General features: G+C 62.8%; 28 protein-coding genes and 1 pseudogene. 12 read left to right on the top strand and 17 right to left on the bottom strand.

Going from position 1 to position 25046, the window contains the following annotated elements; translation table 11 throughout:
- The first annotated feature begins 281 nt into the window (after positions 1-281).
- The 3 genes from NKH93_RS24365 (at position 282) to leuB (ending at position 2307) form a co-directional block, all read left to right on the top strand.
- Complete coding sequence (locus tag NKH93_RS24365; RefSeq protein WP_352570052.1) at positions 282-665, top strand: RidA family protein; 384 nt, start codon at positions 282-284, stop codon at positions 663-665.
- A gap of 51 nt (positions 666-716) precedes the next feature.
- Positions 717-1067 (top strand): VOC family protein, encoded by a 351-nt coding sequence (locus NKH93_RS24360; protein WP_352570210.1) that lies wholly within the window; start codon positions 717-719, stop codon positions 1065-1067.
- 136 nt (positions 1068-1203) lie between these two features.
- The gene (gene leuB / locus NKH93_RS24355; protein ID WP_352577299.1) at positions 1204-2307 is read left to right on the top strand and encodes a 3-isopropylmalate dehydrogenase; all 1104 of its coding nucleotides are present in this window, start codon (positions 1204-1206) and stop codon (positions 2305-2307) included.
- A gap of 88 nt (positions 2308-2395) precedes the next feature.
- Here leuB and NKH93_RS24350 read toward each other — a convergent pair whose 3' ends face one another.
- From NKH93_RS24350 to NKH93_RS24340, 3 genes are all read right to left on the bottom strand, one after another.
- Positions 2396-3172 carry a hypothetical protein gene (locus NKH93_RS24350; RefSeq protein WP_352920372.1) on the bottom strand — a complete coding sequence of 259 codons (777 nt, stop codon included), beginning with the start codon at positions 3170-3172 and terminating at the stop codon, positions 2396-2398.
- Between the two features lie 178 nt (positions 3173-3350).
- On the bottom strand, positions 3351-4064 hold the full coding sequence (locus NKH93_RS24345; RefSeq protein ID WP_352920374.1) for a DUF805 domain-containing protein: 714 nt from the start codon (positions 4062-4064) through the stop codon (positions 3351-3353).
- Positions 4065-4152: 88 nt separating this feature from the next.
- Complete coding sequence (locus tag NKH93_RS24340) at positions 4153-5985, bottom strand: DEAD/DEAH box helicase (protein ID WP_352920377.1); 1833 nt, start codon at positions 5983-5985, stop codon at positions 4153-4155.
- Positions 5986-6186: 201 nt separating this feature from the next.
- Here NKH93_RS24340 and NKH93_RS24335 point away from each other — a divergent pair, with 201 nt between their 5' ends.
- Both NKH93_RS24335 and NKH93_RS24330 read left to right on the top strand, forming a co-directional pair.
- The gene (locus NKH93_RS24335; protein ID WP_352920379.1) at positions 6187-6336 is read left to right on the top strand and encodes a hypothetical protein; all 150 of its coding nucleotides are present in this window, start codon (positions 6187-6189) and stop codon (positions 6334-6336) included.
- Between the two features lie 106 nt (positions 6337-6442).
- Positions 6443-7477, top strand: a complete 1035-nt coding sequence (locus NKH93_RS24330; protein ID WP_023680535.1) for an aspartate-semialdehyde dehydrogenase — start codon at positions 6443-6445, stop codon at positions 7475-7477.
- Positions 7478-7875: 398 nt separating this feature from the next.
- Here NKH93_RS24330 and NKH93_RS24325 read toward each other — a convergent pair whose 3' ends face one another.
- Complete coding sequence (locus NKH93_RS24325) at positions 7876-8283, bottom strand: ACT domain-containing protein (protein WP_352920579.1); 408 nt, start codon at positions 8281-8283, stop codon at positions 7876-7878.
- Between the two features lie 255 nt (positions 8284-8538).
- Here NKH93_RS24325 and NKH93_RS24320 point away from each other — a divergent pair, with 255 nt between their 5' ends.
- Both NKH93_RS24320 and NKH93_RS24315 read left to right on the top strand, forming a co-directional pair.
- On the top strand, positions 8539-8949 hold the full coding sequence (locus NKH93_RS24320; RefSeq protein ID WP_352507359.1) for a DoxX family protein: 411 nt from the start codon (positions 8539-8541) through the stop codon (positions 8947-8949).
- A 190-nt stretch (positions 8950-9139) separates the two neighbouring features.
- A complete protein-coding gene (locus NKH93_RS24315; protein ID WP_023680734.1) occupies positions 9140-9403 on the top strand; it encodes a YMGG-like glycine zipper-containing protein in 264 nt (87 codons plus the stop codon).
- Positions 9404-9475: 72 nt separating this feature from the next.
- Here the strand turns inward: NKH93_RS24315 and rpsP are convergent, their stop codons facing one another.
- The 7 genes from rpsP to NKH93_RS24280 form a co-directional block, all read right to left on the bottom strand.
- Positions 9476-9877 carry a 30S ribosomal protein S16 gene (rpsP, locus tag NKH93_RS24310; protein ID WP_352615509.1) on the bottom strand — a complete coding sequence of 134 codons (402 nt, stop codon included), beginning with the start codon at positions 9875-9877 and terminating at the stop codon, positions 9476-9478.
- Between the two features lie 50 nt (positions 9878-9927).
- On the bottom strand, positions 9928-10254 hold the full coding sequence (locus NKH93_RS24305; RefSeq protein WP_254817890.1) for a chorismate mutase: 327 nt from the start codon (positions 10252-10254) through the stop codon (positions 9928-9930).
- Positions 10255-10261: 7 nt separating this feature from the next.
- Positions 10262-11878 carry a signal recognition particle protein gene (ffh, locus tag NKH93_RS24300; RefSeq protein ID WP_352920382.1) on the bottom strand — a complete coding sequence of 539 codons (1617 nt, stop codon included), beginning with the start codon at positions 11876-11878 and terminating at the stop codon, positions 10262-10264.
- A 309-nt stretch (positions 11879-12187) separates the two neighbouring features.
- Positions 12188-13156 (bottom strand): CPBP family intramembrane glutamic endopeptidase, encoded by a 969-nt coding sequence (locus NKH93_RS24295; protein WP_352541974.1) that lies wholly within the window; start codon positions 13154-13156, stop codon positions 12188-12190.
- 147 nt (positions 13157-13303) lie between these two features.
- On the bottom strand, positions 13304-13906 hold the full coding sequence (locus NKH93_RS24290) for a DUF1236 domain-containing protein (protein ID WP_352470842.1): 603 nt from the start codon (positions 13904-13906) through the stop codon (positions 13304-13306).
- Between the two features lie 63 nt (positions 13907-13969).
- Positions 13970-15064 (bottom strand): zinc-binding metallopeptidase family protein, encoded by a 1095-nt coding sequence (locus NKH93_RS24285; protein ID WP_352920386.1) that lies wholly within the window; start codon positions 15062-15064, stop codon positions 13970-13972.
- 96 nt (positions 15065-15160) lie between these two features.
- On the bottom strand, positions 15161-15394 hold the full coding sequence (locus NKH93_RS24280; RefSeq protein ID WP_352920389.1) for a hypothetical protein: 234 nt from the start codon (positions 15392-15394) through the stop codon (positions 15161-15163).
- Positions 15395-15579: 185 nt separating this feature from the next.
- Here NKH93_RS24280 and NKH93_RS24275 point away from each other — a divergent pair, with 185 nt between their 5' ends.
- The 3 genes and pseudogenes from NKH93_RS24275 to NKH93_RS24265 all read left to right on the top strand — a co-directional run bounded on the left by NKH93_RS24275 (position 15580) and on the right by NKH93_RS24265 (position 17758).
- Positions 15580-16380: a lytic murein transglycosylase gene (locus NKH93_RS24275; RefSeq protein WP_352817236.1), complete on the top strand. Its 801-nt coding sequence runs from the start codon at positions 15580-15582 to the stop codon at positions 16378-16380.
- A 113-nt stretch (positions 16381-16493) separates the two neighbouring features.
- On the top strand, positions 16494-16916 hold the full coding sequence (locus NKH93_RS24270) for a DUF4279 domain-containing protein (protein ID WP_352920391.1): 423 nt from the start codon (positions 16494-16496) through the stop codon (positions 16914-16916).
- A gap of 76 nt (positions 16917-16992) precedes the next feature.
- Positions 16993-17758 (top strand): annotated as a pseudogene (locus tag NKH93_RS24265) (IS5 family transposase).
- 925 nt (positions 17759-18683) lie between these two features.
- On the opposite strand, the gene NKH93_RS24260 reads toward NKH93_RS24265, so the two are convergent.
- Positions 18684-19907 (bottom strand): argininosuccinate synthase, encoded by a 1224-nt coding sequence (locus NKH93_RS24260; RefSeq protein ID WP_352920394.1) that lies wholly within the window; start codon positions 19905-19907, stop codon positions 18684-18686.
- Positions 19908-20073: 166 nt separating this feature from the next.
- Between NKH93_RS24260 and NKH93_RS24255 the strand changes: the two genes are divergently transcribed.
- Positions 20074-20715: a LysE family translocator gene (locus tag NKH93_RS24255; protein ID WP_352920397.1), complete on the top strand. Its 642-nt coding sequence runs from the start codon at positions 20074-20076 to the stop codon at positions 20713-20715.
- Here the strand turns inward: NKH93_RS24255 and NKH93_RS24250 are convergent.
- The 4 genes from NKH93_RS24250 to NKH93_RS24235 form a co-directional block, all read right to left on the bottom strand.
- A complete protein-coding gene (locus NKH93_RS24250) occupies positions 20687-21166 on the bottom strand; it encodes a hypothetical protein (protein WP_352456359.1) in 480 nt (159 codons plus the stop codon). The two genes, NKH93_RS24255 and NKH93_RS24250, sit on opposite strands and share 29 nt — an antisense overlap.
- On the bottom strand, positions 21163-21588 hold the full coding sequence (locus NKH93_RS24245) for a hypothetical protein (protein ID WP_352470834.1): 426 nt from the start codon (positions 21586-21588) through the stop codon (positions 21163-21165). The genes NKH93_RS24250 and NKH93_RS24245 overlap by 4 nt, the downstream gene beginning before the upstream one ends.
- Entirely contained in the window at positions 21585-22817 is a 1233-nt protein-coding gene (gene rlmN / locus NKH93_RS24240; RefSeq protein ID WP_352685352.1) for a dual-specificity RNA methyltransferase RlmN, read from the bottom strand. Before rlmN ends, NKH93_RS24245 begins: the two co-directional genes overlap by 4 nt.
- A gap of 267 nt (positions 22818-23084) precedes the next feature.
- Positions 23085-23591, bottom strand: a complete 507-nt coding sequence (locus NKH93_RS24235) for an invasion associated locus B family protein (protein WP_023721899.1) — start codon at positions 23589-23591, stop codon at positions 23085-23087.
- A gap of 360 nt (positions 23592-23951) precedes the next feature.
- Between NKH93_RS24235 and NKH93_RS24230 the strand changes: the two genes are divergently transcribed.
- On the top strand, positions 23952-24560 hold the full coding sequence (locus NKH93_RS24230; RefSeq protein WP_352972406.1) for a methyltransferase family protein: 609 nt from the start codon (positions 23952-23954) through the stop codon (positions 24558-24560).
- A gap of 44 nt (positions 24561-24604) precedes the next feature.
- On the opposite strand, the gene NKH93_RS24225 is transcribed toward NKH93_RS24230, so the two are convergent.
- Positions 24605-24967 carry a YkvA family protein gene (locus NKH93_RS24225; RefSeq protein ID WP_352540811.1) on the bottom strand — a complete coding sequence of 121 codons (363 nt, stop codon included), beginning with the start codon at positions 24965-24967 and terminating at the stop codon, positions 24605-24607.
- Positions 24968-25046 lie beyond the last annotated feature (79 nt).

The following is a 25046-nucleotide window of genomic DNA, read 5'->3' as shown; positions in this document are numbered from 1 at the left end:
GCGGCCGCAAGGACCGTGCTCAAAGGCCGGACATATGGACGCAAGCGATCGAAAACGACGCAAAACAACCGTTGCAGGCAGGGCGCCGTCCACATATGGATCCTGGGGTCTGCGCCGCGTCGCTTCGCTCCTTGCTTCGCCCCAGGATGACGACTGGAGAGATGTTCTGGCCAATCTCCAAGGTCTGCGCTTTCCACGTCGTAACAACAATCGGTTGCCTCTGGCCCATGGCCGGGTGGACCCTATACCTTCAGGATGGCCGCAACCACTGCGAGGAAGCCATGCGAAAACTGATCTCCACCGGTTCGCCCTTCGAGAAGACCGCCGGCTATTCGCGCGCCGTGGTGCAGGGCGACTGGTGTTTCGTGTCCGGAACGACCGGCTACGATTATGCGACCATGTCGATGCCGGAGACCGTGGAGGCACAAACGCGCAATTGCCTGACGACGATCGCCAAGGCGCTCGGGGACGGCGGCTTCGAGACGGCCGATGTGGTGCGGGCGCATTACTATATCACCGATGCGGCTTTCGTGGATGTGGTGTTCCCGATCCTCGGCGAGGCCTTTGGCGAGATCAGGCCGGCGGCAACGATGATCGTGTGCCAGCTCAACAAGCCGGAGATGAAGATCGAGATCGAGGTGACGGCGCTGCGGCGCACAGCCTGATGCCTGTCACGGTTGCGACAACGACACGGTTAGCACGAGGATCGGCCCATGGTGAAGGTCAGGCGCATCGTTGCAAACATAGACACGCAGGATATCGCGGCGGCAAAACCCTTCTATCAGGATGTGCTCGGCCTCGATCTCAAGATGGATATGGGCTGGATCGCTACCTACGGCTCGCAAGAGACGATGTCCGTGCAGGTCAGTTTCATGGCCGAAGGGGGATCAGGAACGCCGGTGCCGGACATCTCTATCGAAGTCGACGACGTCGATGCCGCGCTTGAAAGCATGAGGACGGCCGGCTTTGCCATCGAATACGGTCCGGCGGACGAACCCTGGGGCGTGCGGCGCTTCTTCGTACGCGACCCGTTCGGCAGGCTGGTCAATATCCTTTCGCATCTCTAGGCATTTTGTCTTGAGCATCGGATTTTCCCAAAACCGGTTTCCACTTTGGGTCCGATGCTCTGAACCGCAGGCTTGCGCGCCGGCCGCTTGGCGTTTAGCAAGGCCGCGGCTCACGACACAATCAGGACGGTTCCCCATGGCTTCGAAAAATCTTCTCCTGCTTGCCGGCGACGGCATCGGCCCCGAGGCGATGGCCGAGGTGAAGAAGCTGATTTCCGCCATGAACGACAGGCTCGGCAGCGATTTCGTCACCGATGAGGGCCTTGTCGGCGGCTGCGCCTACGACGCGCATGGCGCGGCGATTTCCGATGCCGACATGGCCAAGGCAATGGCGTCGGACGCGGTGCTGTTCGGCGCCGTCGGCGGACCGAAATGGGATGCGGTGCCTTACGAGGTGCGCCCGGAGGCGGGTCTGCTGCGGCTGCGCAAGGACATGGAGCTGTTTGCCAATCTCAGGCCGGCAATCTGCTATCCGGCGCTGGCGGCGTCCTCCTCGCTGAAGCAGGAGGTGGTCGAGGGGCTCGATATCCTGATCGTGCGCGAGCTCACCGGCGGCGTCTATTTCGGCGAACCTAAGCAGATCATCGACCTCGGCAACGGCCAGAAGCGCGGCATCGACACCCAAATATACGATACGTTCGAGATCGAGCGCATTTCGGGCGTTGCCTTCGAATTGGCGCGCACGCGCAAGAATCACGTCACCTCGATGGAAAAGCGCAATGTGATGAAGTCGGGCGTGCTGTGGAACGAGGTCGTCACCCAGACGCACAAGGCCAAGTATGCCGACGTCAAGCTCGATCACATGTTGGCCGATGCTGGCGGCATGCAGCTGGTGCGCTGGCCGAAGCAGTTCGACGTCATCGTCACCGACAATCTGTTCGGCGACATGCTGTCCGACATCGCCGCCATGCTGACCGGCTCGATCGGCATGCTGCCGTCGGCCTCGCTCGGCGCGCCGGATGCGAAGACAAAAAAGCGCAAGGCGCTCTACGAGCCGGTGCACGGCTCGGCGCCCGACATCGCTGGCAAGGGCATCGCTAATCCGATCGCCATGATCGCCTCCTTCGCCATGTGCATGCGCTATTCCTTCGGCATGGTTGAAGAGGCCGACCGGCTGGAAGGCGCGATCGCCGCCGTGCTCGATCAGGGCTTGCGCACCAGGGATATTCATTCACCGGGGATGACCGAGGTCGGCACCGCTGAGATGGGCGACGCGATCATCGCCAAATTTTTGGGCTGATCCCGTGTCGGTCGACGTCCGCTGGGCGACGACCGGGGATGCGGCGGCACTCGCCACCGTGCTTTGTGAGATGGCGGCACAGGGCAATTCATGCCGAGCCCTTGCCGGATCGCGCCAGCGTGAGCGTGTCGATCCGTTTCTTCCTGCCTGAGATAAATTCGACGATGCGGTGCGTTTCGTAACTCCGCACAACGAACGAAGGCGCGGTCCAAAGGTCGTCGATCGTGATGTCATGATCGCGGAGGCGCCCCAGTGCCAGCGACACGCTGAAACTGCGGTTCTCGTTCATTCTGCGGAAGCGCATATGTACGATGTTGCGCTTTTCGGCGATCGAAAGCAGCTCGTATAGGTCGAGCGGTTCCCCCTGAGCGCTTCTGAACGCGGTGTGGGAGTTTATGACGCGCGCCTCCACGCGGCCTTTCCGCGAACGTGGGTTATCGGTGCAGCCATGTTTTGGCCAAGGCCAGCCAAGATTGTCGAAGAACACCCGGCCGCCGTGTGGGCATTGATAATAGAACACCTGCTTGCCGCAGACCGTTCGATCGACACGAGCCCAGCCGGTAGGCGGAGTCTCTGCCACCCGGGAAGCGCGAACGCGAGAAATCAGCGGCGCAAATAGATCGGCGACATAGGCGCGCCGGGGTCCATAGCCCGCGATGTCAGCGCTCCATTTTCCATACCATTGCCAAAGGTCGCTGTAGGGCAGCGGGTTCTCAATTTCCCGGTTGCGCAGTTCGTCAGCTACCGTGCGATAATCCTCCTGGAACTCATTATTCACCTCGCCGATGCGAGCGCCACCAGTGGCAACGCTGATCATCACGGCTCGCAGCTTGTCGAGTAAGGCGAGTAGTTCCGGGTCCGTCATGGACGATTCCTCGTGCGCGCGCTAGCGTGGGTCTCCTCCATGCGCGCTGAAATACGCTGCACAACCCCCTTCGTCATTTCTAAAACAGGTCGAGCTCCTCAGCGTTGAAGTGCCGACGGCACGGGCAGAAGGTGTTCCTTAGGCTGTCGTCTGGCGGGGCACTAGACTAAGGACGACACTAAACCCTGACACCCGCCGGCACGGGACCCCACTTGTTCTCGCGCGGCTGGGTCGGGATCAGCGCAAAGATCAGGATGATCACGGTGCCGAAGGTCGGGATCAGGAAAAGCAGAAAGAGCCATCCCGTCAGGCCGGTATCGTGCAGGCGACGCACGTTGAGCCCGAACCACGGCAGGGCTGTCGCCAGCAGGAAGAGACCGGAAAGGCCGACCGTCACTGCCGGCAATTCACTGTTGTCGAGATTGCCCATGGCGTCGTCGATAAAGACGCCGAGTCCTATGACCACGATCAGCGCGATCGTCCAGAACAGACAATAGCCCCAATACTCCTTGCGGCGGGCACGGCCGGCGAAGTTGAAGTAATTCTCGGTCAGACCCCACCAGAAGTAGCTCCACAGGCCAGCCGATTCAGCCGGACTTTGTTCAGCGGAACGGCCGAAATGTTGCGGCTGACGTGCCGCGGGCGCATTGCCGGCCTGAGTTGGGGCGGCGGTTGCAGTGGAGGCGTCGGCGGGCGCACTGGCAGGTTGGGCGCGGATCGAAAAAACATCGCGTGCCCGTCCGCCAGCCGGCTGGAATTCGACGGTCGTACCTCCGGCAACCGATGCTTCGCGGCGCAAATCTTCGCGCGCCAAAGTGTAGCGGTTGCCGTCGGCTCCGGTGATGAAGCCGAAACCCTGGTCTTCGTCGTAATGAAGAACTTCGCCGCGCATGTCCTGCCCACCCCCATTTCCCCGCCCCAGACTGTGCAAAGTTCCGGCAGACCGCAAGAGGCGTGCGGAAATGGAGAGTTCTGGCTATTTACCCCGGCCGTTTCTTCGATTTCTTGTGTTTCGCAGGTCCGCCTTCGAACTTCGCCTTGGCCGGTTTCCCGGCCCAGGGCTTCGCCTCGAATGCCGGGCGCTGGTCGGCCGGTGCGCGCTTCTCGAATTTGGGCGTGTTCTGATCGAAGGTGCGCTTGCCGCGGTGCGGCTTCTTGTCGGGTCGTGGTTCCTGATAGCCGGCCCGCGACAAATCCGGCGTGCCGTCCAACCGCTTGACCGCAATGTTGCCCTGCAGCTTCCGGTCGGGGCCGATCGCAGCGAGGAAACGCTCGGCCCAGTCCGCCGCGATCTGCACGAAGGTTTCCTCCTGCTGCATCTTGATGGCGCCGATCTCGCGCTTGGAAATGCCGCCTGTCCGGCACAGCATCGGGATCAGCCAGCGTGGCTCCGCATTCTGCCGGCGTCCGACCGACAGCGAGAACCAGACGCTGTCGCCGAAATCGTCGCGGCGGCTCGGTGCCTCGTCCCGGCGGGCAAATTTTTCGCCCGACGGCGTGAACGGTGCCACGTCGAGAAGATCCTCCGGCGCCGAGTGGCTGGAGCGGCACATCCGCAGGAAGGCGGCGGCAACCTGTTCGGGCCCGTGCTGATCGAGAAGCGCCTCGACGAAGCCGCGCTCCTCATCCTTCATAGGCTCGCTGAAGACCGGATCAGCGAGAATGCGCTCGTCGTCGCGCCGTATCACGTCGTCGGCCGACGGCGGGCTTGCCCATGTCGCCGCAAGGCCGGCACTTTGCAGCAGCCGTTCGGTGCGCCGACGGGCATTGTTGGGCACGATCAGCGCGCTGACGCCCTTGCGTCCCGCACGACCCGTGCGTCCGCTTCGGTGCAGGAGCGTCTCCGGGTTGGTTGGCAGGTCGGCATGGATCACCAGCTCGAGATTGGGCAGGTCGATGCCGCGTGCCGCGACGTCGGTGGCGATGCAGACCTTGGCGCGGCCGTCGCGCATCGCCTGCAGCGCGTGGCTGCGCTCGTTCTGGCTAAGCTCGCCGGACAGCGCCACGACGGAAAAGTTGCGATTGTTGAAGCGCGCCGTCAGATGGTTGACGGCGGCGCGGGTGTTGCAGAACACCAATGCATTCTTGGCCTCGTAGTAGCGAAGCACGTTGATGATGGCGTTTTCGCGGTCCGCCTGGGCGACGCTCAGCGCCCGGTATTCGATGTCGAGATGCTGCTTTTCCTCGCCGGAGGCCGAGATGCGCACAGCATCGCGCTGGTAGCCCTTGGCCAGCGTGGCGATGGAGCGCGGCACGGTCGCGGAAAACATCAGCGTGCGGCGATCGGCGGGTGCGGCATCGAGGATGAATTCCAGATCCTCGCGAAAGCCGAGATCGAGCATCTCGTCGGCCTCGTCGAGCACCACTGCCTTGAGCGCCGACATGTCGAGCGAATTGCGGGTGATGTGATCGCGCAGGCGGCCGGGCGTGCCCACGACGATATGGGCGCCGCGCTCCAGCACGCGCCGTTCGGTGCGCATGTCCATGCCGCCGACGCAGGACGCCACCGTGGCGCCGGTCAGTTCGTAGAGCCATTCCAGCTCGCGCGTTACCTGCAGGGCCAACTCCCGCGTCGGCGCCACGGCCAGCGCCAGGGGTGCCGCCGCGTGGGAAAAGCGCTCCGCGCCATCGAGAAGGGTCGGCGCCAAAGCCAGACCGAAGGCGACGGTCTTGCCGGAGCCGGTCTGGGCCGAAACCAGCGCATCGGCCTGGCCAAGCTCGAGAACGGCGTTCTGCACCGGCGTCAGCTCGACATAGCCGCGTTTTTCCAGCGCCTTTGCCAGCGCGGGAACAATAGCTTCGAAGTTGGACATCTTGCTCTTTCGAAATTCGGATTCTGAATACCCGGCGACGGGTCAAATGTCGGCAAGCGCCACAGACGGGCGCCACGAGCCAGACGATGCTCGTTCGTACTTGGTGCCGCGGTCATTGTACAGGGCGGGCGGGTCGGGCTGCTTGCGATTGACTCTAGACGTAAACCGCGTAAAAGCCGGCACCGAACGGGATAGTTTTCGATGCGCGGCCTTTTGATGGCGCTTTCTGCCTTCGACATCCCCGGCCCCAATGCGAACCATTGGGCCGGGCGCGTCGCTGCGTCTCCTCGTTCCAGAAAAATCACGTTCTTGCTCAAAAGAACCGGCAAAACGACCACCAAAACGGTCTGATTCCCTTGGCCTAACCACCCTCTCCCGGGTCCGGCCCGGGGGTTGAAACCCGCATCGGCCGGCGGGTTTTCTCCAGAAACCGAGCGGAGAGGGACAGGAGATTTCGATGAGTTTCAAGGTTGCGATCGTCGGCGCCACGGGCAATGTGGGCCGGGAAATGCTCAACATACTGGAGGAACGCGGCTTTCCAGTGAGCGAGGTGGTGGCGCTGGCCTCGCGGCGCAGCCAGGGCACGGAAGTGTCGTTCGGCGACCGCACGCTGAAGGTCAGGGCGCTCGACCAATATGATTTTTCCGACACCGACATCTGCATCATGTCGGCCGGCGGCAACGTGTCCAAGGAATGGTCGCCGAAGATCGGCAAGCAGGGCTGCGTCGTCATCGACAATTCGTCGGCCTTCCGCTACGATCAGGACGTGCCGCTGATCGTTCCGGAAGTGAACCCGGATGCGATCTCGCTGTTCACGCGCAAGAACATCATTGCCAACCCGAACTGCTCGACGGCGCAGCTGGTCGTGGCGCTGAAGCCGCTGCATGACGCGGCCACCATCAAGCGCGTCGTCGTCGCCACCTACCAGTCGGTCTCCGGCGCCGGCAAGGAAGGCATGGACGAATTGTTCACGCAGACGCGCGCGGTGTTCGTCGCCGACCAGGTCGACGTCAAGAAGTTCACCAAGCGTATCGCCTTCAACGTCATCCCGCATATCGACGTCTTCCTCGACGACGGCTTCACCAAGGAAGAGTGGAAGATGGTGGCCGAGACCAAGAAGATGCTCGACCCGAAGATCAAGCTGACGGCGACCTGCGTGCGGGTGCCGGTGTTCATCGGCCATTCGGAAGCGGTCAACATCGAGTTCGAGAAGCCGATCACCGCCGATGAGGCGCGCGAGATCCTGCGCGAGGCGCCGGGCTGCCAGGTCATCGACAAGCGCGAGGACGGCGGCTACATCACGCCGCTGGAATCGGCCGGCGAGGACGCCACCTTCATCTCGCGCATCCGCGAGGACTCGACCATCGATAACGGCCTGTCGATGTGGATCGTCTCCGACAATCTGCGCAAGGGCGCGGCACTCAATGCGGTGCAGATCGCCGAACTGCTGGTCGAGCGCGGGCTGATCCAGCCGAAGAAGAAGGCGGCATAGTTCGCTCACGGCCGTATCGCCGCTAGCGCGGCTGGCCTCCGCGGGGGCGCCGGACGACCGGCGGCCTGCGGTCGCAGGCTTGGCCTTCGGCCGCGATTTTTGCTCAGCTTGCTTTTTCTCTCACGGCCGTATCGCTGCTGTCGCGGCTGGCCCTCCGCGGGGGCGCCGGAAGGCCGGCGGCCCGCAGTCGCGGGCTCGGCCTTCGGCGGTTGTTTTGCTCACGGCCGTATCGCCGCTACGCGGCTGGCCTCCGCGGGGGCGCCGGAAGGCCGGCGGCCCGCAGTCGCGGGCTCGGCCTTCGGCCGTTTTGCGCCCTTCTCGCCGTTCACGGGGAGAAGGTTCCGGCAGGCGTATGAGGGGCAGCGCAGGCGTCTCAAATAGGCAGCAAGGCGCCGGCGTCACAGCCGGTTCTCCTCCGCTAGGTCCAACAGCAACTCCAGCGCCTCCTCCGCCCGGTCGGCGGGCACGAACAGATGATCGTGGTAGAAGGCCGAGACCGGATTGACGCCGATGCCGGCGGTGGCCAGCCGCGCGGTGATGGCGGCGAGGAAGCCGACCGCTTCCAGCGACGAATGGATGTTCAGCGTCAGCATCCGGCAGCGGAACACGGTTTTCAGTCCAGCGGCCTTGGCATGGTCTTCAAGCACGATCAGCGTCGTGCCCTCGCGCTCGCGAAATAGCATCACCGGGCGGAGCCTGTCGGGAACGGGCGCATGGGGTGGCAACGTGGTGAAGACATGAACGCCGGCAAGCAATTCCGGCGTCATTGCCGCCAGCAACTGTTTCAGGTCGGTCTCTCCGGCCATCGGTTGCTTTCGCTGTGCGATCAGGCTGCTGCTGCCGTCGCGCGCTCGGAAGACACCTCTACGGATTTTCAATAACGCCCTCCACCTCACCCCGCAAGGTGGACTTGGCCAGGTTCGTTGCTGACTGAACGTACACACCCAAGGTTCGCCCCTGGAGTGAAAAGAATTGGAGGCATGTCGGATCGCCGTCATGGGCCGCGTCCTTGGTTCGAGCTGGCGGAGAGCCAGTGCTCACAACGACCGGAGGGAACATCAATGACCATGTCTCAGGCAGCACCCGTCTCATCGCGTGCCTTGTGGGCCGGCCGCGTGCTCAGCGCCGTAGTCGTGCTGTTCATGATCTTCGACGGCGTCATCAAGCTACCGCCGCTCGAAATCGTCACCCAGACCATGGTGCAGCTCGGCTGGCCGGCCGATGCCAATGTCTCGCGCATGCTCGGCATCATTGGACTGGTCTCGACAGCGCTTTACGCGCTGCCGCGCACCTCGGTGCTCGGCGCCATCCTGCTCACCGCCTATCTCGGCGGTGCCGTCGCCACGCATGTGCGTATCGGCAGCCCTTTGTTCTCGCACATACTGTTCGGCGTTTATCTCGGCGCCATCCTCTGGGGTGGCCTGTATCTGCGCGATCCAAGGGTGCGCGCGTTATTCCCGTTCAGCCAATAGCGCGACATCGAAAGCCGCTCGATGGTGGCCAGGCCGCCAGAGCGGGCGCGGTCTGCCGCCGCCTTTCTACTCTTTGGATCAAATTGAGCGCCGCCGGGCGGCAGCCGATCTTCTTCTTTGGATCAAATCGCCTGGTTGCGAGTTAGGGGGTGCAGCGGCGAGGACGGCACCCTGTTGGAGAGGAACGACAATGAAAAAGGTGATGATCTTGATGGCCCTGCTGGTGCCGCTCGGTGCCTGCTCCCGTACTGAGCAAGGCGCGGCAGTTGGTGGCCTGGGCGGTGCGGCGGTCGGCGCTGCTGTGGCCGGCAACCCGACCAAGGGCGCGGTGATCGGCGGTGCGGCCGGCGCTTTGGCCGGTGCGCTGATCGGCCGTGCCAGCGAAAGCGGCCAATGCCGTTATCGCGATCGTAACGGTCGTGTCTACGTTGCGAGTTGTCCGGAAGGCTATTGATCGGGCCGCATCATATGGATGCAATAGCAAAACGGCGGGCAGGGCCCGCCGTTTCGTGGTTGTGGAGATGATTTATTCGGCGCTGGCGGCTTCCGACTCGGCCGGCGCGGCTGCGGCGGCGGCAACGGCCGCGGCGGCATCTTCCTGCGCCTTCTTCAGCAAGGCTGCGCGCTCCTGCGCCTTCTTGCCGGGCTCGGCCTTCTTCGGGTTGGAGCGGGCTTCGCGCTTGGCGATGCCGGCTTCATCGAGGAAGCGCAGCACGCGGTCGGTCGGCTGGGCGCCATGCGACAGCCAATGCTTGACGCGCTCGGCGTCGACCTTGACGCGTTCGCCGTCCTTGGGCAGCAGCGGATTCCACGAGCCGAGCGACTCGATGAAACGGCCGTCGCGCGGCGAACGAGCGTCGGCGACGACGACATGGTAATAGGGACGCTTCTTCGAGCCCGCACGGGCCAATCGGATTTTCAGTGGCATTTCTTTTCTCCTAAAAGCTCTGATCTGGTTGATCGGTTGGTGGCTGGTCCTCAGCCGGTTTTCGTCACGCCGTTGGATGCGGCGATCTGCTCGTGATGGCGGATCACTTCGCGGACGACGAAGTTCAGGAATTTCTCCGCGAAATCCGGGTCGAGATGGGCGTCCTTCGCCAGTTGGCGAAGACGGGCGATCTGCTCCTGCTCGCGCGCCGGGTCGGCAGGCGGCAGGCCATGTTCCGCCTTCAGCACGCCGACTGCCTTGGTGCAGCGGAAGCGCTCGGCCAGCATGTGGATCAGCGCCGCGTCGATATTGTCAATAGAGGCGCGATAATTGGCCAGCGCCGCACGCGCGTCCGCCATGTCCTTCTCTTCGTTCATGGCGCCCTCACTTCTTCTTGCCGAGGCCATTCTTGCCAAGCATTGGCAGCCCGCCACCGCCCGGCAGGCCGGGACGTTTCATGCCGCCGGGCAGCCCAGGCAGGCCACCGCCACCGGGCAGGCCCTTCATGCCGCCGAGCCCGGCGGCCTGGGCCTGCTTCTGCAAGGCGTCGAGCTGCTTGGGGTCCATCTTGGAGAGGTCCGGCATGCCGCCGCCCATCATGCCGCCTCCGGGACCGCCTGGGCCGCCAGGCATCATGCCGCCGAGCCCCATCTTGGAAGCGAGGCCGCCCATCATGCCGCGCATCAGGCCGCCGCCTTTGCCCTTGCCGCCCATCGCCTTCATCATGTCGGCCATGCCGCGATGCATCTTCAACAGTTTGTTGATTTCGGCCGCGTCGGTACCCGAGCCGGCGGCGATGCGCTTCTTGCGCGAGTGCTTCAGAATATCGGGGTTGGCGCGCTCGGCCTTGGTCATCGACGAGATGATGGCGAGCTGGCGACCGAACATCTTGTCGTCGAGCCCGGCGGCGGCCATCTGGTCCTTCATCTTGCCCATGCCGGGCATCATGCCCATGATGCCACCCATGCCACCCATTTTCGACATTTGCTGAAGCTGGCCGGCGAGGTCGTTCAGGTCGAACTTGCCCGACTGCATCTTCCTGGCCATCGCCGCCGCCTGCTCGGCGTCGATGTTCTCGGCCGCCTTTTCGACGAGGCTGACGATGTCGCCCATGCCGAGGATGCGGTCGGCGATGCGCTTGGGGTGGAATTCCTCCAGCGCGTCCATTTTTTCGCCGGTGCCGATCAGCTTGATCGGCTTGCCGGTGACGGCGCGCATCGAGAGCGCCGCACCACCGCGGCCGTCGCCGTCCATGCGGGTCAGCACGAGGCCGGTGATGCCGACGCGCTCGTCGAAGCTTTTCGCCAGATTGACGGCGTCCTGGCCGGTCAGCGAATCGGCGACCAGCAGGATCTCGTGCGGCGACGACATCTTCTTGATGTCGGCCATCTCGACCATCAACGGCTCGTCGATATGGGTGCGGCCGGCGGTATCGAGGATGACGACGTCATGGCCGCCGAGCTTGGCCGCCTGCACGGCGCGGCGGGCGATATCGACCGGCGTCTGACCGGCGACGATCGGCAATGTGGCGACCTTGACCTGCTCGCCGAGCTGGCGGAGCTGCTCTTGCGCGGCAGGACGCCGCGTGTCGAGCGAGGCCATCAAAACCTTCTTGTTTTGACGGTCGGTGAGGCGCCTGGCGATCTTGGCCGAGGTCGTCGTCTTGCCCGAACCCTGCAAGCCGATCATCATGATGACGACCGGAGCCGGTGCATTGAGGTCGATGGCGACGCCCTGGGCGCCGAGCATCTCGACCAGTTCGTCATGGACGATCTTGACGACCATCTGGCCGGGCTTGATCGACTTGACCACGGCGGCGCCGACGGCCTTCTCGCGCACCTTGTCGGTGAAGGAACGCACCACTTCCAGCGCCACGTCGGCCTCGAGCAACGCACGGCGCACCTCGCGCAGCGCCGCCGAGACATCGGCCTCCGACAAGGCGCCGCGGCCGGTGAGGCCGTTCAGGATCGAACCAAGACGTTCCTGTAGCGATTCAAACATTCTTTTTCCTTTTCCCTGGCACCCGGATGATGCCCGAGAGGTAATGCGTTCGCGCCAGCTGTCCAAGCAAAAGCCGGTCCGGGCAAAGCCCAAAGCCAAAAAACACCCGGGGGCGCACAGCGCTGCCGGGTGTTGGCCTCCGGGATCGATTTACAGCACTTCACCTCAAAGAGGTTTCGGCGTCCCGGTCGGTTTGCTCGGAGGAATACTCGTCGCGGAATTCGCGGCGTGTAGACAGGAAATCGGCCGCAGAGTCAAGCTTTGGTCAAGCTTTGCGTCAAATAGCTCAGGACGACCAGGCAATGCACATCAGCGCACGCTGCCGGCGCGCGCCATATCCGGCTCGACCTTCAGCGGTGAGCGCGGATGTAAAAGCAGCAGAACGGTCAACAGGCTGCTGACGATGCCGATCGAAGCGATGAGGACGGCGTCTGAAGTCGTCCAGCCCGCGGCTTCGAGCGGCTTGGCGTTGAACAGGGCGAAGGAATTATAGCTTTGCTGGTGCGAAATCAGCAGGAAGCCGGTCAGATTGTTGCCGAGATGGGCGCCAAAGCCGGCACCGAGATTGCCGGTTGCATAGACCAGAAGCGTCAGCAGCAGCGCAAAGGCAGCGATCGAGGCCAGCACGCAGGCATTGATGGCAGCGCTTGAACCTGGGCTCCAGTGCAGGGAGGTGAACAGCAATCCCGGCAGCAGCGCCCAGATGAAAGAGTTCCGGAACCGGCTCGCCAGGCCCCTGAGCAGATAACCGCGAAACAGCATCTCCTCCGACGACGTTTGCAGAAAGGTCAGGGCGGCGATCGGGATCAGGAACAAAAGCCACGCGGACAGGCCGATCGCGCCGCGCGCGATGTCGGGCTGCAAACCATAAAGCAGGATCTCGGAAAGCAGCGAGGTGATCAGCACCGCGGTCAGTCCTTTCAGGAACCCCGACCAAGAAATGCGCCGGCTGACGCCAATCAGGGCTGTCAGCTTCTCGCGATGGATCCAGCGCATGGCAGCCCAAAGGCCGAGCCAGATTCCGGCAAATGAAGCCAGCGCCGCAAGGATGCCTGCAGGAGAGGCCATGAAATCCTGCACCGCTCCCCCACCTGGCGGGGCGGTGCCAGACGATGCCTGCCAAACGGCAAAGGCATAGGTGCCGCCGAACAGCACGGCGGCAGTGGTTCCGAGCCAGAACAGGATGACGACCACCGCTCCAAGCAGAAGCCGCGGCAAAGTGGTCTTGTTGTTGGCGGTGTGCCGGTACTGTTGGAAGGCGGTTGGGTCGATCGTCACGCGGGCTCGCTGGCTGGTGCTTCGGCTCGCAAGGTCTAGAACATCGGCCCCAATGTGGAAACCGGTATTGCAGCGGCAATACCGGCTTGTGGCAATGTCGGGAGTGCGAGCGGCCGCCATTACAGGGCGACCGCGCTGTTTGTATCGTCAGCGCACGACGTACACGATACGCCGGCTGCCCGGATCGACCAGTGCCGGCTGGCCGTTCACATAGACGTAACGGTAATCATAGTCCGGAATCTCGCGTAGCTCGACGGTGTCAGGCAACGTCGCGCCCGTCACCACCTCGCCCTCGAGATAGACCGGATCGAGCCGATGCGTACGTACATAGGTACGGATCTCGGCCGGCGGTCTCCGGATAGGCTCGATCGCCTCGCCGGCGACGATTGCTCCGGTATAGCTGTCGGAATACTCGACGCTATCGGCGGGCGGCGTCACGACGGCAATGTCGGCGCTGGCCGGACGCTGTGTCAGGACCACACGGCTGCCGCCGAAATCGGCCGTCACATAGTCGGAATAGACCCAGCCCTGGCCGTTAGCCTCGGCGATGGTGCACCATTTGCTGTTGGCGATGCAGCCGTCGAGCGTCGCCGACTGGCCGGCCGCAAGCACGCCGATCACCGGATATTGCGGGCCGGGGCCGGCGCGTACATTGAGATCAGTGATGGCCGAGACGGCGGTGTCGGCCAAGGCAGAGCCCGACATCGCCATGAGCGCTCCGGCCACCGCCGGAAACAATATGCGTTTCATGGTCTTCTCTCCGTTTCACAGTCCCTTGGCACGGAAAACGAAGCAAAGCCGCATGCGTTCCGGCTAAAAGGCTTCGGCCGGCTCACGATTTGTTCCAGTCGTTTTCGGCAGGTCGGTCAAAAGCTCGTGAACAAAAGCAAGTTTTTGCGCCGCCACGTCCGAGATGACGAAGGGATAGAGATCGGGCAGGCCCATGCAGCGGTTGATCGAGTTGGACGCCTCCGACAGCACCAGCCAGCGGTCGAGAATCCTTTCGAAAGGCTCTGGCCTGGAGGCGGGTTCCGATGGTGCCGGCTGCAACTTGCCGCCGGTATCGGCGCGCGGCAGCTCGTTGGCTTCAAGGGTTTCCAGCCGGCCGAGCGGGAAATTCAGGGCATGCACCATCTCCAGTGTGTCGGTGATGTGCATGTGATGCGCCCATGTCTCGGCCCAGTCCTCCCATGGGTGCGACGTCGCATAGGCCGAGATATGGCGCTGCTGCCAGTCGGGCGGCGCGCCATCGGCATAATAGGTCTTCAGCGCCTGTTCGTAGCCGGCGCGCTCGTCGCCGAACAAAGCGCGAAAACCGGCAAGCTTTTGCAAATCGTCGCGGATCAGGCGGTCCCAGTAATAATGGCCGAGCTCATGGCGGAAATGGCCGAGCAGCGTGCGGTAGTTCTCGCCCATCTCGACGCGCCGCCGTTCGCGCTCTGCCGAATCCGCCTCGGCGACGTTGAGCGTGATCCGGCCGTTGTCATGACCGGTCAGGATACGCTCGCCGCCCGGACCGCCGCCGATCGGATCGGCAAGAAAATCGAAAGCGAGACCGATCTCGTCGCCAACGTCCTGCTTGGGTGCGACCGGCAGGCCGAAGGCGAGCAGCGAATAGACGGCACGCTTCTTTGCCGCCTCGACACGGATCCAGCGGCGGCGATTGCCGTCGACCGACAGATCCGGGATCAGCTGGTTCAGCGCACAGGCGCGGCAGAAGGCGTGGCCGGGCTCCGCCATCCAGTTGCAGGCGCATTCGTCGGCATTGGTGCAATGGAAGACCTCGGCCCCGGACAGCGCGAAGCGCGCATGCTCGGGATCGTAGAGCACGAGGCTGGCGCAGTTCAGGCATTGCGCGTTCTCGAAATAGAGACGGTGGCCGCAATGCGGGCAGTCGAAAAGCGTCATTGGCGTCTCAAGTCATTCGAAATCGAAATGCGGAGGACGATACGAGCAGGAGAACGCCAAACGCCTGTCAGCTGCCGACGTTCCTGCCGGCCGATGCTATTTTGCCGCAAGTTGGGCGGCGACCTCCTTGGCCACTGCCTCGCCCGACAATCTGGCGCCGCCGCAGGTCTGCATCAGCGGACCGGCCAAATGCTCGCCGGCGAAGAAGATCTTTTCCGCCACGGGCTGCATCAGCGTGGCGCGCGCTTGCGAGCGGCCGGGCCGCCGCCGCCGCATAGCACACAAACCGCTCAGCGCCCCGCCGATGATCACGACATCAACGTCTTCCATGCTTATTCTGTCCCCGCCACAATAATTACTTGATCGTAGGCAAATTCCCGGGCGTCCGCCAGTGTGGTGGATTTGAGGTTCCTGCTGTATTGAGTGCATCGGCGTGGCGCCGGGGCAGTGACAAGCAGGTGTTTCGCAGGCAAGTTCGCAATTGGGAACGTGATTCAGGCAACCAGGAGAGCAGCATGGCATTTCTTGCCAAGGGGAAGATGTTTGTAGTGGCCACGGTGGTGGCGGTGCTTGCGCTGGCGACGGGCGCGCAGGCGGCGGCCAGCTGTGGCAAGAGCGGCGCCGGCTTCGAGGCATGGAAACCGGAGTTCGCCGCGGAGGCGAAGGCCGATGGTGTCGGCTCGAAGGGTCTGGCCGCTCTGGCTCGCGCAACCTACGCGACAAAGACGATCTCCGTCGACCGCGCCATCCATAAGGCTTTCAGCGGCTCGGTGGAAGCTTTCATGAAGCGCCGTGGCGCGTCCGCGATCATTGCCAGGGGCCGTGCGCTGAAGAAGGCCAATGCTGCGCTGTTCGACAAGATCGAACGGAATTACGGCGTGTCGCCGGGCGTGTTGCTCGCCATCTGGGGCATGGAGACCGGCTTCGGTTCCGCCATGGGCAACCAGAATACGGTCTCCGCCATTTTAACGCTGGCCTATGACTGCCGCCGTCCGGAGTTCTTCTACCCGCATGCCATTGCGGCCCTGAAGCTGGTTGATCGCGGAGCGTTGAGCGCCTCGTCGGTCGGTGCCGCGCATGGCGAGATTGGCCACACGCAGTTCCTGCCCGGAAATGTTTTGACGTATGGTGTCGGAAACAAAAACCTGCGTGACAAGGCCACTGCGTTGGCTTCTACCGCCAACTTCCTCAAGAGTCATGGTTGGCGGGCCGGCGCGAGCGCGCAGGCGAATATGGGCGCAATTGCTGGCTGGAATTCGGCGAGCGTCTATCAACAGGCCATCGCCCGCATGGCCACGGCGATCGATGCCGACTGACAGGATATAAACGCAAAAATGACTGGGCTCGGTTGGAAGCGCGAGGCGAGCATGAAGAGTCTCGCAACAGCGCAGGGCTTGCCTTGCCCTTTGGAACCTAGCTAGGACAGGCGATGATCTCGCTCTCGATCGTTGATTTCGATGCGGACCCCGAGAGGGTGACTGCGATCCTAAGCCTCGAACCGACACGCATAGTCCGCAAGGGCGACCCGATGCGTAACGGTTCCCCGCGCAAGAAGAATGGATGGAGCCTCGATGGTCCGCGGCAAAGGCTCCGGAGTGGGGCCGAGCACGAGAATGCGGTCAACTACCTGATCGAGCAGATGCGAGGTCGGGAGGAAGCCTTCGCCCGGCTGCGGCAGGAAGTGCGGCCGAAGCAGATTACGATCTATGGCGGGTTCTATACGTCCTACGACGAGCAGTGCGGCATCTGGCTTGAGCCGTCCGCGATGAGGGTGCTCGCGGATTGCGGTGTTGGCTGGGGCCTCGACCTTTTCGTTGAGGACGAAGCTCACCAACATGGAAGTGAGGTGTGAGCAGCCGTCCTGTCCGCATTGGGTCGTTTGCCGACTGGCTGGTTCCAAACTTGAGCGGGGTCTGATTCATAAGGGCATGAGCCGATACGATCTGACCGACTTCGAATGGCGGGCGATCGAGCCGCTGTTGCCCAACAAGCCGCGAGGCGTGCCGCGCGTAGACGACCGCCGGGTGCTGAACGGCATCTTCTGGGTGCTGCGATCGGGTGCGCCATGGCGCGATCTGCCCGAGCGCTACGGGCCTCGCACCACTGGCTACAACCGCTTCGTTCGATGGCGGATAGCAGGTGTCTGGGATCGGCTGATGGACGCCATTACCGAGGCCCATGACGGCACGGTGCAGATGATCGACACCTCTATTGTTCGCGTCCATCAGCAGGGTGCGACGGCAAAAAGGGGAATCGAGATCATTGTCTCGGTCGTTCCCGAGGCGGGCTGACGACCAAAATCCATGCTCTTGTCGACGCCGAAGGCAGGCCGATCAAGCTGACGCTCACGGCAGGTCAAATGAGTGACATCGCCTACGCAGCGGACTTATCAAGGATTTGCCCGAGGGTGCCATGCTGCTCGCCGACAAGGGCTATGATGCCAACGCGTTGCGCAATGCCGTCACCGAGCAAAAGGCATGGGCCAACATCCCGCCCAAGGCCAACCGCAAGGACCCGATGTGCTTCAGCCCCTTCCTCTACAAGGCCCGCAACCTCGTCGAACGCTTCTTCAACCAGGCCAAGCAGTTCCGTCGCATCGCAACTCGATATGACAAGCTGGCAGAAAACTACCTCGCTGCCCTCAAACTCGTCTCCGTCCGTATCTGGCTACGCGGTAACGAGTCTACGTCCTAGTCTAGAGCTTTGTTTTAACGCAATCCCGGACGGAAAACCGTTTCACGCTTTTCCTGGAATTGCGCTATTCGACCGAAAGTCCGGCCAAGCCCCGGGCGTGGAAACTTCGTCAAACACCGCCATCGGCCCGGTCGCGGTAAGGACGACGGACGCCGTTTCGCGCCCGAATACGCGAAGCGGGGCCGGCAATTCATATTGCTTGAGGAAAGGATTGCCGGAAGAAACGTCGTTCCAGCCGAGCTTTGCGGGCGCATCGGGGCGGTCGGTCAGCCAAAGGGCAAAACCACTATATGTCGGAACGTCAGCCCTGCACTCGACCAGCGCGGGAAGGTCGAGGGAGGGGGGTCATCGTTGGCTTTGGCGACGGCCAAGTTCGCCAGGACAGCCAACGCGGGCAGGAAACCAGCTCCAAGCGTGGCCAAGCGCCTGGGCACATCACGCTCAATAATGCACGTAGCCGCTCAACGGGCATTTCTGGGAAATGGGAATCTGGAAGGGGCCGTCAAAACTTTTGCAGGTACGGAATTTGGAATTCCGCGGCGCCGGGGTAGCCGCTTTTGGCTTGTCCCCGATGACCGTCGGGACTCTGGGACCCTGCGCGTAGCCGCTCAACGGGCATTTCTGGGAAGCGGGAATCTGGAAGGGGCCGTCAAAACTTTTGCAAGTATGGACCTTGGATGTTTGCCCCGCCGGGACTTGCGTGGACTGACCCGCGGTAAAGACGGCCACCGCCGCAAGCAGAAGAAAAAGTCTGTTTTTCACTGTCAAAGCCCTCCGACCCGCACGAGAAGTAAGATCAAATCACGGAAAGGTCAAACAGGAAACGATCTGAAATCGCGGCTTCTATTATATTAGAGACGCCAAATAAAACCCGGTGTCCTCACCGGGTTCCTAACTCATCTAAGCATTGGGCCTGTTGGGAATATCAACCCTTGCGATTGCGCGCCGCCAGTGTCCGCAGCCTGAGCGCGTTGAGGCGGATGAAGCCTTCGGCATCCTTCTGGTCGTAGGCGCCGCGGTCGTCCTCGAAGGTGACCAGCGCGTCGGAATAGAGCGTCTTCCTCGACTTGCGGCCGGTGACCATGACGTTGCCCTTGTAGAGCTTCAGCCGCACGGTGCCTTCGACGTCTTCCTGGCTCTTGTCGATCATTGCCTGCAGCATCAGCCGCTCGGGCGCGAACCAGAAGCCGTTGTAGATCAGCTCGGCATAGCGCGGCATGAACTCGTCCTTGAGGTGGGCCGCACCGCGGTCGAGCGTGATCGATTCGATCGCCCGATGGGCGGCGATCAGGATGGTGCCGCCGGGGGTCTCGTAAACGCCGCGCGATTTCATGCCGACGAAACGGTTCTCGACCAGGTCGAGCCTGCCGATGCCGTTGTCGCGGCCGAGATCGTTGAGCGCGGCCAGCATGGTCGCCGGCGACAGTTTCTTGCCGTTGAGCGCGATCGGATCGCCCTTGAGGAATTCGATCTCGATCTCGGTGACCTCATCCGGCGCGTCCATCGGCGAAATGGTGCGCTGGTGGACGAATTCCGGCGGCTCGCTCCATGGATCCTCCAGCACCTTGCCTTCCGAGGAGGAGTGCAGAAGGTTGGCGTCGACCGAGAACGGCGCGTCGCCCTTCTTGTCCTTCGGCACCGAGATCTGGTGTTGTTCGGCGAAGTTGATGAGATCGGTGCGCGACTTGAACGACCAGTCGCGCCAGGGCGCGATGACCTTGATGTCGGGGTTGAGCGCATAGGCCGAGAGCTCGTAGCGAACCTGATCGTTGCCCTTGCCGGTCGACCCATGCGCCACGGCGTCGGCACCCACTTCGGCGGCGATATCGACAAGATGCTTCGCGATCAACGGCCGGGCGATCGAGGTGCCGAGCAGATAGGTGCCTTCGTAGACGGCGTTGGCGCGGAACATCGGGAAGACGAAGTCGGAGACGAATTCCTCGCGCACGTCGACGATGCGGATATCCTTGATCCCCATCATTTCGGCCTTTTTGCGCGCCGGCTCCAGCTCGTCGCCCTGGCCGAGGTCGGCGGTGAAGGTGACGACTTCGGCGCCGAGTTCGGTCTGCAGCCATTTCAGGATGATGGAGGTGTCGAGGCCGCCGGAATAGGCGAGCACGACCTTCTTGACGTCTTTCCATTTGGACATTTTTGCATTCCGCGACAGGAGTTGTTGGCGCGCGAGGTATCACGGCGTTTCCGGCTTGCGCAAGAGACGAACGGTGCCTGGACCAGATGCTGCATCGGCCAGAAGCTGGCAAGGGCACGGCTCTTGCGGTATGGCTGCGACGTCTTTTGCTGCCACGAGGCTGGCCATGTCCTTCATTCCCGACACCACCACGCTGATCCAGTTCGCTATCGCCACCTTCATCCTGTCGATCACGCCGGGGCCCGACATGACGTTGTTCGTCTCGCGAACGCTCAGCCAAGGCCGCGCCGCCGGCTTTGCCTCGATGGCGGGCGCGCTGTTCGGCACACTGATCCATACAACGCTGGTTGCGGTCGGCATCTCGGCGCTGATCGTCGCCTCGCCAATGGCCTTTTTCGCCCTGAAGATCTTCGGCGCGGCCTATCTCGTCTTCCTGGCATGGCAGGCGATCACCAAGGGGTCGGCCTTTTCGCCGGAGAAAAAGACCGGGCCAAAAATTTCGCTGTTCCGCGCCTGGGCGGCAGGGCTCGGCGTCAATCTGCTCAACCCGAAGATCATCCTGTTCTTCATGACCTTCCTGCCGCAATTCGTCTCGGCGCATGATCCCAACGCCACCGGCAAGCTGTTCTTCCTCGGCGCGATGTTCGTCGTGCTGGCGATCCCGGTGACGGCGCCGATGGTGCTGGCGGCGGAAAAATTCTCGGCCGCGATGAAATCCAGCCCGCGCGTGACGCGCGTCGTCGACTATCTCTTTGCCGGCGTTTTTTCGGCCTTCGCGCTCAAGATCCTGACGGCCCAGGCGAAATAGGGCGTCCGATCTGACGCCAGCTTCCGGCCGAGCGCCCGGCGCTCAGCCAGTAGAAAATACCGCCGACCATGCCGCAGCCGATCACCGCCAGCATGACGCTGGTATTGGTAACCTCGAAATTGGCATCGGCCGTCTGGTGGACGAAGCCAAGGAAGACCGCTGCCACCACAGCACCCGCCAGCGCATAGAACAGCCAGTCACGTCGGCCAAGGATCTCGGAGGCGAGGATGGCGATGACGGCCGGCATGAAAGCGAAATAGGCGACGAACAGCCCGACGAAGGGGATTGAAAACCACAGCGACGCCTGCGCCGCCGGTTGCGTCTCGTCCGTCATCAGCCCAAGAGACGCCAGGAACATGATGTTAAGGAAGGCGCTTGCCGCTAGCGAAGCCACGCCATAGCCGACAAGGATGACGGCGAAGCGGATCAGATAGGCGACGAGGCGGTTCACGCGAATTGTCCGGGCATTTGCAGGAACCGGCTCTCGACCAGGCGATAGACGGCTCCTGCCAAGCTTCCCGCAATGATTAGGGCCACCAACACGTCAACGTCCGGTGGCCTCTGTGCCGACGGATGCAGTTTCCAGACCGCAAATACGCACGTCCCAACGAAAGCTCCCCCGACGACAAAAAGAATCCAGCGTCTCGCCTCGAGAACTTGGGAAGCAATGACCATCGGGATTGCCAGCGGTGCGCCAAAGATGCCTGCGATCATCGCTCCAAGCAGCAACAGCGACCAACTATCTCGAGTGGACAGGAAAGCGGGAACACGCCACCACATCAGTGCATCGAGCAGGAAAAAGACCAGAGACATGGTGAAGGCAGCCAGGGCGTAGCAGAGCAAAGTCACTGCCAATCGCCTGAGGTATTTCACGCCTCGCCATGCCCCGCGATCATCATCGCTTCCAGCGCCAGCCGGTCGACCTTGCGCATGCGCTCGGAGTCCGACTTGAGCTGGCCGCAGGCGGCCAGGATGTCGCGGCCGCGCGGCGTGCGGATCGGCGAGGCATAGCCGGCATTGTTGATGTAATCGGCGAATTTCTCGATCGTTTCCCAGTCCGAGCACTGGTAGTTGGTGCCCGGCCACGGGTTGAACGGGATCAGATTGATCTTGGCCGGAATGCCCTTGAGCAGCTTGATCAGCGCCTTGGCGTCGTCGATGGAATCGTTGACGTCCTTCAGCATGACATATTCGAAGGTGATCCGCTTGGCGTTCGACAGGCCTGGATAGGCGCGGCAGGCAGCGATCAGATCCTTCAGCGGATACTTCTTGTTGATGGGCACCAAGAGATCGCGCAAATCGTCATTGGTGGCGTGCAGCGAGATCGCCAGCATGACGCCGATCTCCTCGCCGGTGCGGAAGATTTCGGGCACGACGCCGGAGGTCGACAGCGTGATGCGCCTCTTCGACAGGGAAAGCCCGTCGCCGTCGGATGCGATCAGCAGCGCCTTCTTCACCGCCTCGAAATTGTAGAGCGGCTCGCCCATGCCCATCATGACGACGTTGGACACTCTCCTGCCCTCGGCCGGCACGATGGCGCCGTCGGGCGTATCGCGGTCGGGGAAGTCGCCGAGCCGGTCGCGGGCGGTCAAGAGCTGGGCGAGGATTTCCTCCGCCGTCAGGTTGCGCACCAGCTTCTGCGTGCCGGTGTGGCAGAAGGAGCAGGTCAGCGTGCAGCCGACCTGCGAAGAGATGCACAGCGTGCCGCGGCCTTCTTCGGGAATGTAGACGGTCTCGATCTCGACCGGCCGGCCGGCGCCGCGCGGCGGAAAGCGGAACAGCCATTTGCGGGTTCCGTCGGAGGAAATCTGCTCCTCGACGATCTCGGGCCTGGCAACGGTGAAATGCGTGTCGAGGGCGGCGCGCAGATCCTTGGAGATGTTGAACATGCCGGCAAAGTCGGAAACGCCGCGCACATAGATCCAATGCCAGAGCTGTTGGGCGCGCATTTTCGCCTGGCGCTCCGGCACGATGCCGGCGGCGACGAGGGCGGCCCCGAGTTCGGCTCGCGTCAAGCCGATCAGCGACGGTTTTTCAGGCGTCGTGCGGGTGCGCAAAGCGTCACGCGCGCCTTCGGCGGTAAGATCGAATGAAAGGGTCATTGTTGCGCCAATATAAGCGATTTGCGGCCGAATACAGCATCGTGCCCGAAATGAAGCGCGGCGCATAGCACAGGTTAGCGGCGGAGTCATGCCGGGGTTCTTCCTTCTCCCCTTGTGGGAGAAGGTGGCCGAGCGAAGCTCGGTCGGATGAGGGGTGCTCCAGCTTGGCTATGACGGCACTCCGTCCAACACCCCTCAACCGTCTCGGCGCTGCGCGCCGATCCTACTTCTCCCACAAGGGGAGAAGGGAAGACCGCGCCTAACCGCCTACTTGCACTTGGCGATCGAGGCCAGCGCCGCCGAGATGCCCTTCAGCGAGAAGACGTAGGTGGTGGTGTTGCCGCGGCCGGACTTGGCCGACACCTTCATGTCGGTGCCGGTCTTCATCGCGGCTATCAGCACCGGCTCCTCGGCGGCGTTCTCGACCCAGGCCGACTTGCCGCGCGTGAACATCGAAAAAGACTTCTTGTCGATGGTGACGGTGGCCTTGGAACCTTCCTGGAAGGTATAGCCGGCAATGAATTGCGGCTCGTAGGACACTTGCTGCCCCGGCCGCTGGCTGACGAAGAAGAACATGTCGCCGTGATCGAGCGTCGGCGGCTGCTTGTCGGTTGGCACCGTCAGGACATAGCAGACCTTGCCGCCGCCCGACGCCTGATAACTGTAGGTGCCCCAGGCATTATGCTGGCCGATCTTGGTTGCCGACTGCGCCAGCGCGGGCGCCGTCAAGGCCACCAGGGCCAGGCTGGAAACTATAGCAATCAATCCGCGCATCGCTTTTCCCGTATTCCACTGGTGCGGCGGCAGGCCGGCTCGGCGTCCTGCCCGTCGCTTCATTTTGATTTAATCTGGGTTACCAAACGGTGAATTTCCCCTTAGAAAAGGATGTTCACGCCAGGAAACCGCCGCCGTCTTCGCGCTGCCGCTCGAAAAAGCGGCTGGCGCAATGTCCCTGCCGCGACTTGGAGGCCACGAAAACGGCAAGAGTTTGACTTTTCAAGCAGCTAGGTCTTGCGGCGATTCTCGCTTTTTGAGGTGCGTGACGAATTTCCCTGCAGGCGGTACCATGTCTGCGTTCGCCGCCACGGCGCTCGGCCAGGGTGCCCTCCCTGGCGGCTTACGGGAGATTTGGCCATGGCCATTTCCGAGACAGTTCTGACCCTGGCGGGCGGCACAGTCGTCCTGGCGATCGTGTTCGGCGTTCGTGTCGCCGTCCGCGTGGCGGCCGGTGGCGCGGTGCCCCGGTCGGATGGCGGGGAGGCGGCGGGCGGATCGGGCGCCCCCGACGTGGCCGGGGTCATTGCGCTGCCACCTTTGATCTTCCTCGGCTTCCTGGTGGCGGCAACCGTGCTCGAGGTGCTCGTGCCGCTCCCGGTCATGGCCGGGCAGGCGCTCGCCCGCTATCTGACCGGCACCGTGCTCGCGGTGTGCGGCTTCGTGTTCATCTTTATGGCAGCGGACCGCTTTCAGGCCGCTGGAACCAACATACCACCGACCTTGCCAACGACGGCGCTGGTCGTCGACGGTATCTATCGTCGGACCAGGAACCCGTTCTATCTGGGAACGACCCTCGTCTATTTGGGCCTCGGCGTCGCGGCCGGAAGTCTTTGGGCTATCGCGCTCGTCATCCCCCTGCTGTGGGTGATCAATACCGGCGTTATCGCGCCGGAAGAGCGCTACCTCGAGCGGAAGTTCGGAGATGTCTATCGCGCCTACAAGGCGCGGGTGCGGCGGTGGATTTGACGGCCGGAAAGTCGGTTCTCACGCGATTTTTGCGCCGCACCGGCTCAGCTCTTGCCGGCGATGGCCTGCCTGGCGGCGAGCCGGTGCGCCGGCGTGATGTGGGCGCTGACGGCGGTAATCGCGGCGGTCAGCACGGCGATGTCGTCGGTGAAGCCTAGCCCAAGGATGAAATCGGGGATGACGTCCGTCGGCAGCACGAAATAGCCGAGCGCAGCAATCAAGGTGCCCTTGGCGCGAAGCGGCGTCTTCTTGTCCATGGCACAGTAATAGGCGGCGACCACCTCTTCCATGAACGGGATATGCCGGGCGGCCTTCTTCGCCGTACGCCAGAACTTTTCGCGCACTTCGCTCTCGTTGCCCGGCTTGCTGCCGAGGCCGAAGAAATCAAAACCGGATTTTTGCGCCATCAACCTCTCCTTGCGGCCGTCGCGTGGCTTCACGCGTGACCGCGAGGCAAAATGTGGTGAAAGCCGAACCTCGCTGCAA

Origin of the sequence: Mesorhizobium sp. M0954 (genome assembly GCF_040319155.1) — a bacterium.
Lineage (GTDB): Bacteria > Pseudomonadota > Alphaproteobacteria > Rhizobiales > Rhizobiaceae > Mesorhizobium.
This window is presented reverse-complemented; position numbering and strand designations above follow the sequence as displayed.